A 13462-nucleotide genomic window follows, 5' to 3' on the forward strand; every position below is an offset into this window, starting at 1 on the left:
AATGTTATCAGCAATTAGTGCGTGACCTGCTGCTGCCGGTTGGCCGACAATCGCGCCTTTGCCGTGCGGTAATCCCTTTTAGGAGTAGTGATGAGCGAGGAGCGTGTCGAGCGCCTGCTGGCCGAAGTCCATGATGATTTCGGCATGATCCGTGTGCTCGAAGTGGCCGATTACCGGTTTCTCGAGTTTGGCGACGCCATTGAGCAAAGCTGCGTGTTCACCGCCGACCCGAGCTGGCTGGAGTACGACTACACCCGCGCGATGCTGATTGGCGCGTTGTGCCATGAATTGCCGGAAAGCGCGCTGTTCCTTGGCCTGGGGGCCGGTACGCTGACCCAGGCGTGCCTCAAGTTCCTGCCGCTGGAAGACGTCGAAGCCATCGAGCTGCGCCCCGATGTACCGCGCCTGGCCATTGAGTACCTGGGGCTGGACGATGATCCGCGCCTGTACATCCGTATTGGCGACGCCTTGCAATTGCTCGATAGCGCCGAACCGGCCGACCTGATTTTTGTCGACCTTTATACCGATGTCGGCCCGGGCGTCGGCCACCTGGCCTGGAGCTTCCTGGAAAACTGCCAGAAGAAACTCAACCCCGGCGGCTGGCTGGTGATCAACCAGTGGGCCACCGACGACGGCAAGCCTTTGGGGGCTGCGCTGTTGCGCGGGTTGTATCACCGGCACTATTGGGAACTGCCGGTGAAGGAGGGCAATGTGATTCTGCTGGTGCCTTCTGAGCTGGATCAGGAATTGGACCTGGGCGCGCTGTCGGCCCGCGCTGAAGCGCTGGCGCCGCGATTGGGGTATTCGTTGCAGGCGTTGATCAAGGCGATTCGGCCGGCTACTTAGGTGTCTGTGCCCCCGATGAGGCCATTACTGCTGTCATCAAATCCCCTTGAACACCCCCGGCCGCTTCTCAACCATCGCCCGCACCCCTTCCTTGGCATCCTCGCTGTTCAGCAATTTAGCCACCATCGGCGGCAACGCCGCCGCCGCGACCGTCTCACCTTCCCTATGCGCCAACCGCGCCGACATCAACGTAGCCTGCACCCCCAGCGGCGCCTGGCGCGCAATGCGGTTGGCCAGTTCGATGGCGCGCGGCAGCAGGTCTTCACTGGCCATCACTTCCTGCACCAGCCCCAGGCGCAGGGCGTCGTGGGCGTCAAATTCGTCGCCGGTGAGCAGCCAGCGCATCGCGTTGCCCCAACCGGCGATCTGGTGAAAGCGCAAGGTCGCGCCGCCAAAGGGAAAGATCCCACGCTGCACTTCCATCTGCGCAAAGCGCGTGTTGCTCGCACAGAGGTTGATATCCGCCGCGAGCATCAACTCGATGCCGATGGTCAGGCAGTAACCCTGGGCGGCCACGATCACCGGTTTATTCACCCTGGGGCCGGCGAACACGCCCCAGGGGTCGCAGCCGCCCAGCGGCGGTTGCCAGCCGCCAGCCATCACGCCACTGACATTGGCCAGGTCCAGCCCGGCGGTAAAGTGGTCGCCGTGGGCAAACACCACGGCCACCCGCGCGTCATCGTTTCGATCAAATTCGCCATACGCCAGGCTGAGATCGTTGAGCAGATCCAGGTCAAAGGCGTTGCGCTTGGCCACCCGGTCCAGGCCCAACAACAAAACATGCCCCTGGAGTTCACGGCTGACGCGGCTACTGCTGGCTTGATTCATCGGGTGTGCCCTCGGGCGCGGGTGGGGTTTCAGACCAAAGGATCTTGATGCATGGGTGAAACGTTTAAGCGTTATGACCAGCACGGCCGGGCCCTTGAAAAGTAGACCCTGGCGCGCCTCTGCGCAAAGACTGTGACGCAGCGCGGTTTATCGGCGTTTTCCGATAAAAAAAGCTCCCTTTTTCAGCTATTTCCGGTATAGTGCGCGCCGGCCTTTAACCGGGCCGCGTTTAGGTAGCGCAATTCCCCGAAGTCAGCTTCGGCTGCACGTCCGCACAGCGGACTCTCCCTTGACGAATCTTTTTCATTCATTCGTTTTCGCAAATCCCCGCCGACAAAGCAGCCAGGGCGACTCTTGAGTCTCAACACGGCATGCGCAGCTTTGGAGCATGGGTCTTTGCGGATGCACTTAGAGGCAGACCCATGACCCAGGAAACCGGCGGCTTCGCCGCTTTTAATCTTAACCCGAACATTCTTGCTGCCGTCATCGCGACTGGCTACGAAGAACCTTCGGCGATTCAGCAGCAATCGATCCCGATCATCATGGCCGGCCAGGACATGATTGGCCAGGCGCAAACCGGTACCGGTAAAACCGCCGCGTTCGCCCTGCCTATCCTGCATTGCATCGATCCTGCCAAGCGCGAGCCGCAAGCCCTGATCCTGGCGCCAACCCGTGAGTTGGCGCTGCAAGTAGCAACCGCTTTCGAAACCTACGCCAAGCAAATGCCAGGTGTAACCGTTGTGGCCGTTTACGGCGGCGCGCCTATGGGCCCACAACTGAAAGCCATCCGTAACGGCGCACAGATCGTTGTCGCCACTCCGGGCCGTCTGTGCGACCACCTGCGTCGTGACGAGAAAGTGCTGTCGACCGTGAACCACCTGGTTCTCGACGAAGCTGACGAAATGTTGAAGCTGGGCTTCATGGATGACCTGGAAGTCATCTTTAAAGCGCTGCCACCGACCCGTCAGACCGTGCTGTTCTCGGCCACCCTGCCACAGTCGATCCGTGCCATTGCCGAACGCCACCTGCGCGATCCGCAACACGTGAAGATCCAGACCAAGACTCAGACCGTTACCGCGATCGAACAGGCTCACCTGTTGGTTCACGCTGACCAGAAGACCTCGGCTGTATTGAGCCTGCTGGAAGTCGAAGACTTCGACGCCCTGATCATGTTCGTGCGCACCAAGCAAGCGACCCTGGACCTGGCCAGCGCCCTGGAAGCCAAAGGCTACAAAGCCGCTGCGCTGAACGGTGACATCGCCCAGAACCAGCGTGAGCGCGTGATCGACTCCCTCAAGGATGGCCGTCTGGACATCGTTGTGGCGACCGACGTTGCTGCTCGTGGCCTCGACGTTCCACGTATCACCCACGTGTTCAACGTTGACATGCCTTACGATCCAGAGTCCTACGTGCACCGTATCGGCCGTACCGGCCGTGCTGGTCGCGAAGGTCGTGCACTGCTGCTGGTGACTCCACGTGAGCGCCGCATGCTGCAAGTGATCGAGCGCGTAACCGGTCAGAAAGTTGCCGAAGTCCGCCTGCCGGATGCCCAGGCTGTTCTGGATGCTCGCATCAAGAAACTGACCAACAGCCTGTCGCCACTGGTGGCTGACGCTGAATCGACCCACGGCGAGCTGCTGGATCGCTTGACTGCCGATATCGGTTGCACCCCACGTGCCCTGGCTGCAGCCCTGCTGCGCAAGGCTACCAACGGTCAGGCCCTGACCCTGGCAGCCATCGAGAAAGAACGCCCACTGGTACCGAACAACGCGCCACGCGGTGATCGTCCAGAGCGTACTGGCGACCGTCCAGACCGTGGTGATCGTGAGCGTCGCGCTCCGGTTCCATTGGCTGAAGGCCGTGCTCGTTGCCGTACCGCGCTGGGCGCGCGTGACGGCATTGCTGCCAAGAACCTGCTGGGCGCTATCCTCAACGAGGGTGGCCTGGCACGTGAAGCCATCGGTCGCATCCAGGTCCGTGACAGCTTCTCCCTGGTGGAGCTGCCGGAAGACGGTCTGGAAAAACTGCTGGCCAAGCTGAAAGACACTCGCGTTGCCGGTAAGCAGCTGAAGCTGCGTCGCTACCGCGAAGATTGATCCGCTCTTGGGCTGATTGATCGCACATAAAAAATCCCCGACTGGTTCGGGGATTTTTTTTGCTTTGGATTTGGGATCTGTACTCGACCCAATTTGGGAGGGGGCTTGCCCCCGATGGCAGGGTGTCAGTCAGTAAATCTGTTGACTGATCCACCGCAATCGGGGGCAAGCCCCCTCCCACATTGGATCTCCCATGAGTCAGCCGAAGCGGTAGATATCCATGCCCAGCGCGCCCATGGTGAACCCCTGGTGCGCCACGCTGAAATCACCACCGGCACCTCGCGCAAAGTACAGCGGCAACAAATGCTCATCACTGGGGTGGCTACGCACCGCATGGGGTGCCTGGCGGCGATAGTCGTGCAGCGCGGTTTCGTCGTTGGCCGCCAGCTTGTCCACTACCCAATCCCGGAAGTCGCGCGCCCAGGGCTCAATGCTCTCGGGCCCTGCGTGCCAGTCCAGCTCGCCCAGGTTATGGGTGATGCTGCCGGAACCGATCAACAACACACCTTGCTCGCGCAAGCCGGCGAGGGCATGCCCGACCCGCGTCTGCAGGGCTGGGCCCATGCGGCTGGGCAGGGACACCTGCACCACCGGGATATCCGCCGCCGGGTACATCAGCGACAGTGGCACCCAAGTGCCATGGTCGAAGGGCCGCTGGTTATCGATACGTGCATTGAGGCCGTCGGCCTGCAGCCGTTGCACAATTTCGCCGGCCAACTGCGGGTCGCCCGGCGCCGGGTATTGCACGGCAAACAATTCGCGGGGGAAGCCGCCAAAGTCGTGCCAGGTTTCGGGCGCCGCGCTGCCGCTGACCCGCAATTCTTGGCTTTCCCAGTGCGCCGACACCACCACAATCGCTTTCGGACGTGGCAGTTCGGCAGCAAGGCGCGCCAGGGCAGGGCCACTGGCACCGGGTTGCAGGGCAAGCATGGGCGAACCGTGGGAGATAAACAGGCTGGGAAACATAAGTCAGGTCCTGAGCGTTAACATGGGCCCATCTTCAATCAGATCATTGATCTAAATCTAATATAAGTTTTAGCGCTATTTGATCGAATTTACGGCGGTGATCCATGGATCCCAAGTTTTGGCAGGAGCGCTGGGCGCGCAATCAGATCGGTTTTCACCTACCTGAGGTCAATCCTTACTTGCAGCGCCATTGGCCGGCGCTGGCCTTGCCTGGCGGCGCGAAGGTGCTGGTGCCGTTGTGTGGCAAAAGCCTGGACCTGATGTGGCTGGCCAGCCATGGGTTGCGGGTGATGGGCGTGGAGCTGTCCGAGCAGGCCGTAGAGGCGTTCTTCAGTGAACAGAACCTCACGCCGCGCATCACCCAGCGTGGCGGGTTCAAGGTCTACCAGGCTGACTTGATCGAGTTGTGGTGCGGGGATTTCTTCGCCCTGGAGCCCGAGATGCTCGCCGACTGCACCGCGCTGTACGACCGCGCCGCCTTGATCGCCTTGCCGCCGTTGATGCGTGCCCAATACACCGAGCATTTGAACAACCTGTTGCGCCCGGGCTGCCAGGGGCTGCTGATCACCCTCGATTACGACCAGACGCAAAAGGCCGGCCCGCCGTTTGCGGTGACGGATGATGAGGTGAGAGTGCTGCTGGGGACGCACTGGGGCCTGAATGTGCTCGAGGAGCAAGACATCCTGGGCGAGAGCTGGAAGTTCGTGCAGGACGGCGTTACGCGGCTTGAGGAGCGGGTGTATCGGATAACACTCGGTTAAAACTGTGGGAGGGGGCTTGCCTCCTCCCACAGTTAAAGTGCGACCTAGCTCGCGATCAGCCCCGACGACGCAGTGCGTCGATCCGCTCTTCCAGCGGCGGGTGGCTCATGAACAGGCGCGCCATGCCTTGTTTGATACCGCCGTTGATGCCGAAGGCGGTCAGGCTGTCCGGCATGTGCACCGGCAGGCCCTGTTCGGAGCGCAGGTGCTGCAGCGCTGCGATCATTGCGCCGGTACCGGCCAGGCGTGCGCCGGCTTCGTCTGCGCGGAATTCCCGTTTGCGCGAGAACCACATGGTGATCGCACTGGCCAGGAAGCCCAGCACTACTTCGGCGAAGATGGTCGCCACGAAGTAGGCAATGCCGCGGCCTCCTTCGTTCTTGAAGATCACCTTGTCGACAAAGTTGCCGATGATCCGCGCGAAGAACATCACGAAGGTGTTCACCACGCCCTGTACCAGCGCCAGCGTGACCATGTCACCGTTGGCCACGTGGCCGATTTCGTGGGCCAGCACCGCTTTCACTTCATCGTAGGAGAAGCGTTCGAGCATGCCCTGGCTCACCGCAACGAGCGCGTCGTTCTTGTTCCAGCCGGTGGCAAAGGCGTTGGCTTCATACGCCGGGAAGATCCCGACCTCAGGCATCTTGATGCCAGCCTCGCGGGACAGCTGCTCGACGGTCTGCAGCAACCATTGCTCATGCCGGGTACGTGGCTGGGTGATGACCTGGGTGCTGGTGCTCATCTTCGCCATCCACTTGGAGATGAACAGCGAAAACAGCGAGCCGGCAAAACCAAAGACCGCACAGAAAACCAGCAGCTGATTGAGGTTCAGATCAACCCCGTTGGCCGCCATGAACCCGTTGAAGCCGAAAAGGCTCAGGGTGATGCTGGCAATCAGCACGACCGCCAGGTTAGTGGCCAAGAACAGCAGGATGCGCATCATGGTTGTAGAATTCTCCTCATGCTTAATATGTCGCGTACTGCGGGGTATATAAGGTGCGGCATGGGGTGATTCAACCGAGCGACTATTTCAAACTGTGTCCTACAGCTCGAATGTAGAGCCTTGAAGGGATTTTCCGACAAGGAAACGCCTCCCGGGTTGACTCGCCAGTGCCTCGCCGCCCCTTGATTATAGGGGGCACGCGCCCGAGGGAAGATGAAAGCCGCGTCAGGCAGGGCGCAGGGCAGAGAAGTGTTGCCAGATACTCGCTGTACGACCGATACCCGGTCGTACAGCGTTACATTCGTTACTGGCGATAGGACTTGAGGAAGTTGCCGATGCGACCAATGGCCATATCCAGGTCATCCACACGCGGCAAAGTGACCACGCGGAAGTGATCCGGCCACGGCCAGTTGAACGCCGTGCCCTGGACCACCAGCAGCTTTTCCGACAGCAGCAGGTCAAGCACGAACTTCTCGTCGTTGAGGATCGGGCAGACCTTCGGGTCGATGCGCGGGAAGGCGTACAGCGCGCCCATGGGTTTGACGCAGCTCACACCGGGGATGGCGTTGAGCAGTTCCCAGGTACGGTTGCGCTGTTCCAGTAGGCGGCCTTGAGGCAAGACCAGGTCGTTGATGCTCTGGTAGCCGCCGAGGGCGGTCTGGATCGCGTGTTGGCTCGGCACGTTGGCACACAGGCGCATGTTGGCCAGCATGTCGATGCCTTCGATGTAGCTCTGGGCGTTGTGCTTGGGCCCGGAGATGGCGATCCAGCCGGAGCGGAAGCCCGCCACGCGGTAGGACTTGGACAGGCCGTTGAAGGTCAGGCACAGCAGGTCCGGCGCCAGGGAGGCAGTGCACACGTGCACGGCGTCATCGTAGAGGATCTTGTCGTAGATCTCGTCGGAGAACACCACCAGGTTGTGCTGGCGTGCCAGTTCGAGCATGCCCAGCAGCACTTCCCTGGAATACACGGCGCCGGTGGGGTTGTTCGGGTTGATGATCACCAGGGCCTTGGTGTTGGGGGTGATCTTGGCCTTGATGTCAGCCAGGTCCGGGAACCAGTCGGCGCCTTCGTCGCACAGGTAGTGCACCGGGTGGCCGCCGGCCAGGGTCACGGCAGCGGTCCACAGCGGGTAGTCAGGCGCCGGCACCAGCACTTCGTCGCCGTTGTTGAGCAAGGCCTGCATGGACATCACGATCAACTCGGACACGCCATTGCCCAGGTAGATGTCTTCGATGCCGACACCTTCAACCTGTTTCTGCTGGTAGTACTGCATCACCGCTTTACGCGCGCTGAACAGGCCCTTGGAGTCGCTGTAGCCCTGGGCGGTGGGCAGGTTGCGGATCACGTCCTGGAGGATTTCGTCCGGCGCTTCGAAACCAAACGGCGCCGGGTTGCCAATGTTCAACTTGAGGATGCGATGGCCTTCCTCTTCCAGGCGTTTGGCGTGCTTGAGCACTGGGCCGCGAATGTCGTAGCAGACGTTGGCGAGCTTGTTCGATTTGCTGACCTGCATGGCGATGTGATCCTGAAAATGAACGATCCAGACGGTGTAGACACTACCGTACTGTGAAACCTGCGAGGCCCGCACCCATAAATACGTTTGAATGCCGATAGCGCGGGTGCCAGACTGGCGTTTTGAAGAGGCGCAATCATACGTGCCGCCTGATCCATGGAAAAGACACAGATCAGGCTTTTTCAGTTGCCGAGGTGTACCGATGCAAAAGTTGGAAAAAACCCTTCAGGAATGGCAGGACATGCTGGACCCGGCGCAATACCAGGTGTGCCGCCTCAAAGGCACCGAACGCCCGTTCTCCGGCAAGTACAACGCCACCACCGCCGATGGCGTGTACCACTGCATTTGCTGCAACGAGCCGCTGTTCGACTCCGCCACCAAATTCGATGCCGGTTGCGGCTGGCCGAGCTTCTATGAGCCGATCGCCGACAGCGCGATGATCGAGATCCGTGACGTCAGCCACGGCATGATCCGCACCGAAGTTACCTGCGCCAAATGCGACGCGCACCTGGGGCATGTGTTCCCGGACGGCCCGCCGCCGACCGGCCTGCGCTACTGCATCAATTCGGTGTGCCTGGATTTCGTTGCGCGCTGAAAACGGCTCCTCAGCGAGGAGGGCGCTTTTGTGGCGAGGGAGCTTGCTCCCTCGCTACATAATGACGGGTCATCATTGCGATCAATTAAATTGCACGCAATTGAATTGCTGACTATGGTTTTCCCTCTTTCCCCCTTATTTGAGGCATTGCCATGAGCAACACCCTGCTGAGCATCCCTTGCACCACCATCAAGGGTGAGCAGAAGACCTTGGCCGATTTCGCCGGCAAGGCCATCCTGGTGGTCAATACCGCCAGCAAATGTGGTTTCACCCCCCAGTACAAGGGGCTGGAGCAGCTCTGGCAGCAGTACAAGGACCAGGGCCTGGTGGTGCTGGGCTTTCCCTGCAACCAGTTCGGCAAGCAGGAGCCCGGCAACGAAGGCGCGATTTCCGAGTTCTGCGAGCTGAATTTCGGCGTCAGCTTCCCGCTGTTCAAGAAGATCGACGTGAATGGCAGCGATGCCCACCCACTGTTCGTGCAGCTGAAACAACAGGCGCCGGGCCTGCTGGGTTCCAAGGGCATCAAGTGGAATTTCACCAAGTTCCTGATCGGCCGCGATGGTCAGGTGGTCAAGCGCTTCGCCCCGACCACCAAGCCTCAGGACCTGACCCAAGAGATCGAAGCGCTGCTCAAATGAGCGTATCCCTGGCCCTCGACGATCAGCTGTGTTTCAAGCTCTACGCGGCCTCCAGGGCGGTGACCCGCGCCTATAAGCCGATGCTGGATCAACTCGGCCTGACCTATCCGCAATACGTGGTCATGCTGGTGCTGTGGGAATGGCACGCGGCCAGGCCGGTGCAGCCCACGGTCAAGGCCCTGGGCGAACGCCTGATGCTGGACTCGGGCACGCTGACGCCGGTGCTCAAGCGTCTTGAGCAACTGGCGTTGGTCCAGCGTCGGCGCAGTGCCCAGGATGAGCGAGAAGTACACCTCAGCCTGAGCGAGGCGGGTGTGCAACTGCGTGATCAGGCCCATGGCCTCAAGACCCGACTGCTGTGCGACAGCGGCATCGACCTGAACCAGGCCGACGCCTTGCGCGACGGCCTGGACCAGTTGCTCGGGCAGATCAGAGGCTTGTCGTCTTAGGCACCCACAGCTCCAGCAGGCCGTTGAGTTCCTCGCGACGAAACGGCTTGGCCAGGTAGTCATTCATGCCCGCCGCGCGGCAGCGTTCGCGTTCTTCAGACAGAGCGTTGGCGGTCAGGGCGACAATCGGCAGGTCGGGCCAACGCCCACTGCGGCGAATCTGCCGGCTGGCCTCGTAGCCATCCATCACCGGCATATTGCAGTCCATCAGCACCAGGTCGAAGGGTTGCTCCTCCAGGCACTTGAGCGCCTCGCCACCATGGGCGGCCACAATCACTTCGCAGCCCAGTTTGCCGAGCATGCCCTTGGCCACCAACTGATTCACCGGGTTGTCCTCCACCAGCAGGATGCGCGCCCGGTGGGCCAGGGGCGCGGCATCCAGCTGGACGGGGTCGAGGATCGGCTGGTCATCGCTACGCAATGTGCGTTGCAGGATCTGATACAGCGCGTTGCGGCTGAGCGGGCGCGCCTGTTGCTGCAACGGCGCGAGGGCCGCCACCTCTTCGCTGGGCATGAAGTTGCCATACGCGGTCACCAGCAGGATGGGCGCGCTGATGCCTGGGCGCAGGCGAAACAGGCATTCCGGGCAGTCGGTAATCAGCAGGTCCGGCGCCTGCCCGCTTAAATCGTCATCGATGGTGAAACAACGCGGGGTCAGCCCCCAATGGGGCAGCAGGCTGGTGAGCAGTTCCGCAAGCCCGCTGCCGGTACTGGTAATGGCGATCACCTCGCCTTTGAGCGCAGGTTGTTGAACGGCAGGCAGATGGGTGGGCAATGGCAGCTCGGCGCAGAACTGGCTGCCAAAACCCACCTCCGAACTGATGCTCAAGCGGCCCTTCATCGCTTCGCACAGGTTGTGCGTCAATGCCAGGCCCAGCCCGGTACCGCCAAACTGGCGGGTGATGCCGGCGCCGGCCTGGGTAAAAGGCTGGAAGATTTTGACCTGGGCTTCTTGGGCGATGCCGATGCCGGTGTCGCACACTTCAATCTGCACCTTGCCATCAAGGGCGCGCAGGCGCACATCCACGCGGCCAAAGCGTGTGAATTTCAACGCGTTGGACAGCAGGTTACTGACGATTTGCCGCACGCGTGTCGGGTCGCCCAGCACCTGGGCGGGAAACTGCGGGTCGATCAGGCAGGTCAGTTCGACACTGGGCGCTGCGTTCTGCGACAGCAGGTTGGCGGTGTCTTCCACCAGCGAGCCCAGGTCGAACGGGATCACCTCCAGCTCAAGCTGGCCGGCGTCGAACTTGGACAGGTCGAGGATATCGTTGAGCAACTCCACCAGCACCTTGCCGGAGTCATGGGCGATCGACAGTTGCTGGCGCTGCTCGGCGTTCAGCGGGCTGTCCAGCGACAGCGCGATCATCCCCAGCAGCCCGTTGAGCGGCGTGCGGATTTCGTGGCTCATGTTTGCCAGGAATGCCGCCCGGGCCTGGGCCATGCCCATTGCCGTCATCTTCGCCGCTTCCAGGTCTTCATTCGACCGGCTCAGCCGTTGGTTACTGGCCTTAAGCTCCAGGGTGCGGGCAGACACAATGTCTTCCAGTTGCCCCAGGTACTCGGTCAGCCGGTCTTCGGCGTGGCGGCGTTGCTGGATTTCGGTCTCCATGTTTTCGAATTGCTGGTTGGCGACGCTCACCAGTACGCCGATTTCGTCATGTTCGTGCCCGGGCGGGCAGTCCAGGCGCGCCTGCTTGCGGTTGCTCAGCTCGCGGATGATGCGCACCAGCGGTTGGGTCAGCATCACGTAGAACAGGCCCAGCAGGATGCCGGTCAGCAGCAGGCTGCGGGCAAACCCGTTGGCCAGGGTGATCTCGGCGCGGCGCAGAAAGCGGCTGCCGAAAGCATAGGTGTCGACGTCGAGGCGCAACATACCGAGGGATTCGTTGGGCATGTGGCTCAGGAACAGCCGGTCTTCGAACTGGCGGTTGGCGCCAAACAGGAAATCGCTGATGGGGCGGTAGGTGCTTTCCTTGCGCGGCCGGTCGACATCGGCCAGCACCACGCCGTTGTTGTCGATCAACTGTGCATGGATGATCGCAGGGGAGTGCAGCAGGCCCAGGGTCAGCTCTTGCGCGAGTTCGGCATCGATGTTGTAGGCGATGCGTGACGCCGGGTTGTGGCTGATTTCGATCAGCGAGCGTATTTCACGGTTGATGGATGCGTCTTCACTGGCATAATCAATGCCGATTTGGATCAGGCTGAGCAAGGTTCCCAAGACGAAACCGACCAGCACAGTCAATCTGGCTTGTTTATAAGACAAGCGGTGGGCGAACTTGATATCCATCGAGTGTTGAACCACTTCACGTTTCCCTTCGCCCGGCAAGCATAGCTGAACATCCACAGGCTCTGGCTTGCCCGGCATGAATCGTTTTATACGCGGCCTCGTGCGGTCCGCCGCAGGGCTGCCAATACGCCATCTTTTGCAAGAAGTTGCCAGAGGAATAATTGTGGATTCTCGATTGAATGCCTTTCTTGAGCGGGCTGATGCAGTGCTCGCCCGCCTTGAACCCTTGTTGCCCGCACCCCGCCAAGCCATCGACTGGAACCAGTGCCTGGCTGCCCGTTGGCAGCGTGAAGGCCGCAGCGGTTACCTGTTGCCGCTCGACGTGAGCCTGGACATGCGCTTGTCCGATCTGATCGGCGTAGACAAGCAACGCGAAACGCTGGCGCGCAACACCCAGCAATTCATCGATGGCCTGCCCGCCAACCATGCACTGCTGTGGGGTTCGCGTGGCACCGGCAAGTCGTCCATGGTGCGCGCCTTGCTGGCCCAGCATGCCAAGGCCGGCCTGCGCCTGATCGAAATCGAGCGTGACCACCTGGCTGACCTGCCGCGCGTGGTCGAGCAACTGCTCAAGCTGCCGCAGCGTTTTATCCTGTTCTGCGACGACCTGTCCTTCGAGGCCGGCGAAGGCGATTACCGCGTACTCAAAAGTGTGCTGGACGGCTCGCTGGAGCAAGCGCCGGAAAACGTGCTGTTGTATGCCACCTCCAACCGCCGTCACCTGGTGCCGGAAAACCAGAGCGACAACGACAACTGGAAGCGCGTGGACGGCGAGTTGCACCCCAGCGAAGCGGTGGAAGACAAAATTGCCTTGTCCGATCGTTTTGGCCTGTGGCTGTCGTTCTACCCGTTCAACCAGGAACATTACCTCGATGTGGTCGAGCACTGGATCGGCGAGCTGGCGAACAAGGCCGGTTTGCAGTGGCAGCGTGATGAAGCCCTCGACATCCTGGCCGTGCGCTGGTCCACCGGTCGCGGCAACCGCAACGGTCGTTGCGCGTATCAATTCGCCCGTTACTGGGTGGGTCTCAAATTGCTGGAGCGTCAACCATGATCGAACTACAACAAGCCGGCACCGGCCTCGATGGCTATGCACTGCTTGCCGCGCAATTGGAGTCGCTGCTGGCCGACGAGCGCGACTTTATCGCGAACAGCGCGCAATTTTCCGCGTTCCTGTTCAGCCAGCTGGACGACCTCAACTGGGCCGGCTTCTACCTCAACCGCAACGAAGAGCTGGTGCTCGGCCCGTTCCAGGGGCAGATCGCCTGTGTGCGCATTCCGTTCGGCCGTGGGGTGTGCGGCGCTGCTGCGGCATCGCGCGAAACCCAACGGGTCGAGGATGTACATGCGTTCCCCGGGCATATTGCCTGTGACAGCGCGTCCAACAGTGAGCTGGTGGTGCCGTTGGTCAAGAACGGCGAACTGATCGGCGTCCTCGACCTCGACAGCCCGTCGCTGGCGCGCTTTACCCCGCAGGACCAGGCGGGCATCGAGCAGCTGGCGGCGATTTTCCTGCGCTTGACCGACTGCTGAT

At 61.2% G+C, this 13462-nt stretch carries 13 protein-coding genes; 8 read left to right on the top strand and 5 right to left on the bottom strand.

The window, feature by feature from the left end; all coding sequences use genetic code 11:
• The first annotated feature begins 90 nt into the window (after positions 1-90).
• Positions 91-846 (top strand): spermidine synthase, encoded by a 756-nt coding sequence (locus AC0IYH_RS11355; RefSeq protein ID WP_471834368.1) that lies wholly within the window; start codon positions 91-93, stop codon positions 844-846.
• 36 nt (positions 847-882) lie between these two features.
• On the opposite strand, the gene AC0IYH_RS11360 is transcribed toward AC0IYH_RS11355, so the two are convergent.
• Complete coding sequence (locus AC0IYH_RS11360) at positions 883-1674, bottom strand: crotonase/enoyl-CoA hydratase family protein (protein WP_122773066.1); 792 nt, start codon at positions 1672-1674, stop codon at positions 883-885.
• A gap of 422 nt (positions 1675-2096) precedes the next feature.
• Here AC0IYH_RS11360 and AC0IYH_RS11365 point away from each other — a divergent pair, with 422 nt between their 5' ends.
• A complete protein-coding gene (locus tag AC0IYH_RS11365; protein WP_053255160.1) occupies positions 2097-3770 on the top strand; it encodes a DEAD/DEAH box helicase in 1674 nt (557 codons plus the stop codon).
• 198 nt (positions 3771-3968) lie between these two features.
• On the opposite strand, the gene AC0IYH_RS11370 is transcribed toward AC0IYH_RS11365, so the two are convergent.
• On the bottom strand, positions 3969-4736 hold the full coding sequence (locus AC0IYH_RS11370; RefSeq protein WP_122773067.1) for a DODA-type extradiol aromatic ring-opening family dioxygenase: 768 nt from the start codon (positions 4734-4736) through the stop codon (positions 3969-3971).
• A 104-nt stretch (positions 4737-4840) separates the two neighbouring features.
• On the opposite strand from AC0IYH_RS11370, the gene AC0IYH_RS11375 reads away from it, so the two are divergent.
• Complete coding sequence (locus AC0IYH_RS11375) at positions 4841-5497, top strand: thiopurine S-methyltransferase (protein ID WP_471834371.1); 657 nt, start codon at positions 4841-4843, stop codon at positions 5495-5497.
• A gap of 55 nt (positions 5498-5552) precedes the next feature.
• Here the strand turns inward: AC0IYH_RS11375 and htpX are convergent, their stop codons facing one another.
• Positions 5553-6440: a protease HtpX gene (gene htpX, locus AC0IYH_RS11380; protein WP_012723005.1), complete on the bottom strand. Its 888-nt coding sequence runs from the start codon at positions 6438-6440 to the stop codon at positions 5553-5555.
• Between the two features lie 304 nt (positions 6441-6744).
• Entirely contained in the window at positions 6745-7956 is a 1212-nt protein-coding gene (locus tag AC0IYH_RS11385) for a pyridoxal phosphate-dependent aminotransferase (protein ID WP_025857865.1), read from the bottom strand.
• A gap of 202 nt (positions 7957-8158) precedes the next feature.
• Between AC0IYH_RS11385 and msrB the strand changes: the two genes are divergently transcribed.
• From msrB to AC0IYH_RS11400, 3 genes are all read left to right on the top strand, one after another.
• Entirely contained in the window at positions 8159-8551 is a 393-nt protein-coding gene (gene msrB / locus AC0IYH_RS11390) for a peptide-methionine (R)-S-oxide reductase MsrB (RefSeq protein WP_116629614.1), read from the top strand.
• Between the two features lie 152 nt (positions 8552-8703).
• Positions 8704-9189, top strand: a complete 486-nt coding sequence (locus AC0IYH_RS11395) for a glutathione peroxidase (protein WP_471834374.1) — start codon at positions 8704-8706, stop codon at positions 9187-9189.
• Positions 9186-9638, top strand: a complete 453-nt coding sequence (locus AC0IYH_RS11400; protein WP_471834376.1) for a MarR family winged helix-turn-helix transcriptional regulator — start codon at positions 9186-9188, stop codon at positions 9636-9638. The genes AC0IYH_RS11395 and AC0IYH_RS11400 overlap by 4 nt, the downstream gene beginning before the upstream one ends.
• Here AC0IYH_RS11400 and AC0IYH_RS11405 read toward each other — a convergent pair.
• Positions 9619-11928 (bottom strand): response regulator, encoded by a 2310-nt coding sequence (locus tag AC0IYH_RS11405; RefSeq protein ID WP_122773070.1) that lies wholly within the window; start codon positions 11926-11928, stop codon positions 9619-9621. The genes AC0IYH_RS11400 and AC0IYH_RS11405 overlap by 20 nt on opposite strands.
• A gap of 163 nt (positions 11929-12091) precedes the next feature.
• On the opposite strand from AC0IYH_RS11405, the gene AC0IYH_RS11410 reads away from it, so the two are divergent.
• Both AC0IYH_RS11410 and AC0IYH_RS11415 read left to right on the top strand, forming a co-directional pair.
• Entirely contained in the window at positions 12092-12982 is an 891-nt protein-coding gene (locus AC0IYH_RS11410; protein ID WP_116629618.1) for an ATP-binding protein, read from the top strand.
• The gene (locus AC0IYH_RS11415) at positions 12979-13461 is read left to right on the top strand and encodes a GAF domain-containing protein (RefSeq protein ID WP_471834378.1); all 483 of its coding nucleotides are present in this window, start codon (positions 12979-12981) and stop codon (positions 13459-13461) included. The genes AC0IYH_RS11410 and AC0IYH_RS11415 overlap by 4 nt, the downstream gene beginning before the upstream one ends.
• The last annotated feature ends 1 nt before the right edge of the window (position 13462 follow it).

The organism is Pseudomonas sp. AC463 (assembly GCF_979253585.1).

What these genes read in the sequence shown, in the direction of transcription:
- AC0IYH_RS11360 (WP_122773066.1), bottom strand. Translation starts at nt 1,674, where the DNA reads ATGAATCAAGCCAGCAGTAGCCGCGTCAGCCGTGAACTCCAGGGGCAT.
- AC0IYH_RS11365 (WP_053255160.1), top strand. Translation starts at nt 2,097, where the DNA reads ATGACCCAGGAAACCGGCGGCTTCGCCGCTTTTAATCTTAACCCGAAC.
- AC0IYH_RS11405 (WP_122773070.1), bottom strand. Translation starts at nt 11,928, where the DNA reads ATGGATATCAAGTTCGCCCACCGCTTGTCTTATAAACAAGCCAGATTG.
- AC0IYH_RS11415 (WP_471834378.1), top strand. Translation starts at nt 12,979, where the DNA reads ATGATCGAACTACAACAAGCCGGCACCGGCCTCGATGGCTATGCACTG.
- AC0IYH_RS11375 (WP_471834371.1), top strand. Translation starts at nt 4,841, where the DNA reads ATGGATCCCAAGTTTTGGCAGGAGCGCTGGGCGCGCAATCAGATCGGT.
- AC0IYH_RS11370 (WP_122773067.1), bottom strand. Translation starts at nt 4,736, where the DNA reads ATGTTTCCCAGCCTGTTTATCTCCCACGGTTCGCCCATGCTTGCCCTG.
- AC0IYH_RS11385 (WP_025857865.1), bottom strand. Translation starts at nt 7,956, where the DNA reads ATGCAGGTCAGCAAATCGAACAAGCTCGCCAACGTCTGCTACGACATT.
- AC0IYH_RS11395 (WP_471834374.1), top strand. Translation starts at nt 8,704, where the DNA reads ATGAGCAACACCCTGCTGAGCATCCCTTGCACCACCATCAAGGGTGAG.
- AC0IYH_RS11400 (WP_471834376.1), top strand. Translation starts at nt 9,186, where the DNA reads ATGAGCGTATCCCTGGCCCTCGACGATCAGCTGTGTTTCAAGCTCTAC.
- msrB (WP_116629614.1), top strand. Translation starts at nt 8,159, where the DNA reads ATGCAAAAGTTGGAAAAAACCCTTCAGGAATGGCAGGACATGCTGGAC.
- AC0IYH_RS11355 (WP_471834368.1), top strand. Translation starts at nt 91, where the DNA reads ATGAGCGAGGAGCGTGTCGAGCGCCTGCTGGCCGAAGTCCATGATGAT.
- htpX (WP_012723005.1), bottom strand. Translation starts at nt 6,440, where the DNA reads ATGATGCGCATCCTGCTGTTCTTGGCCACTAACCTGGCGGTCGTGCTG.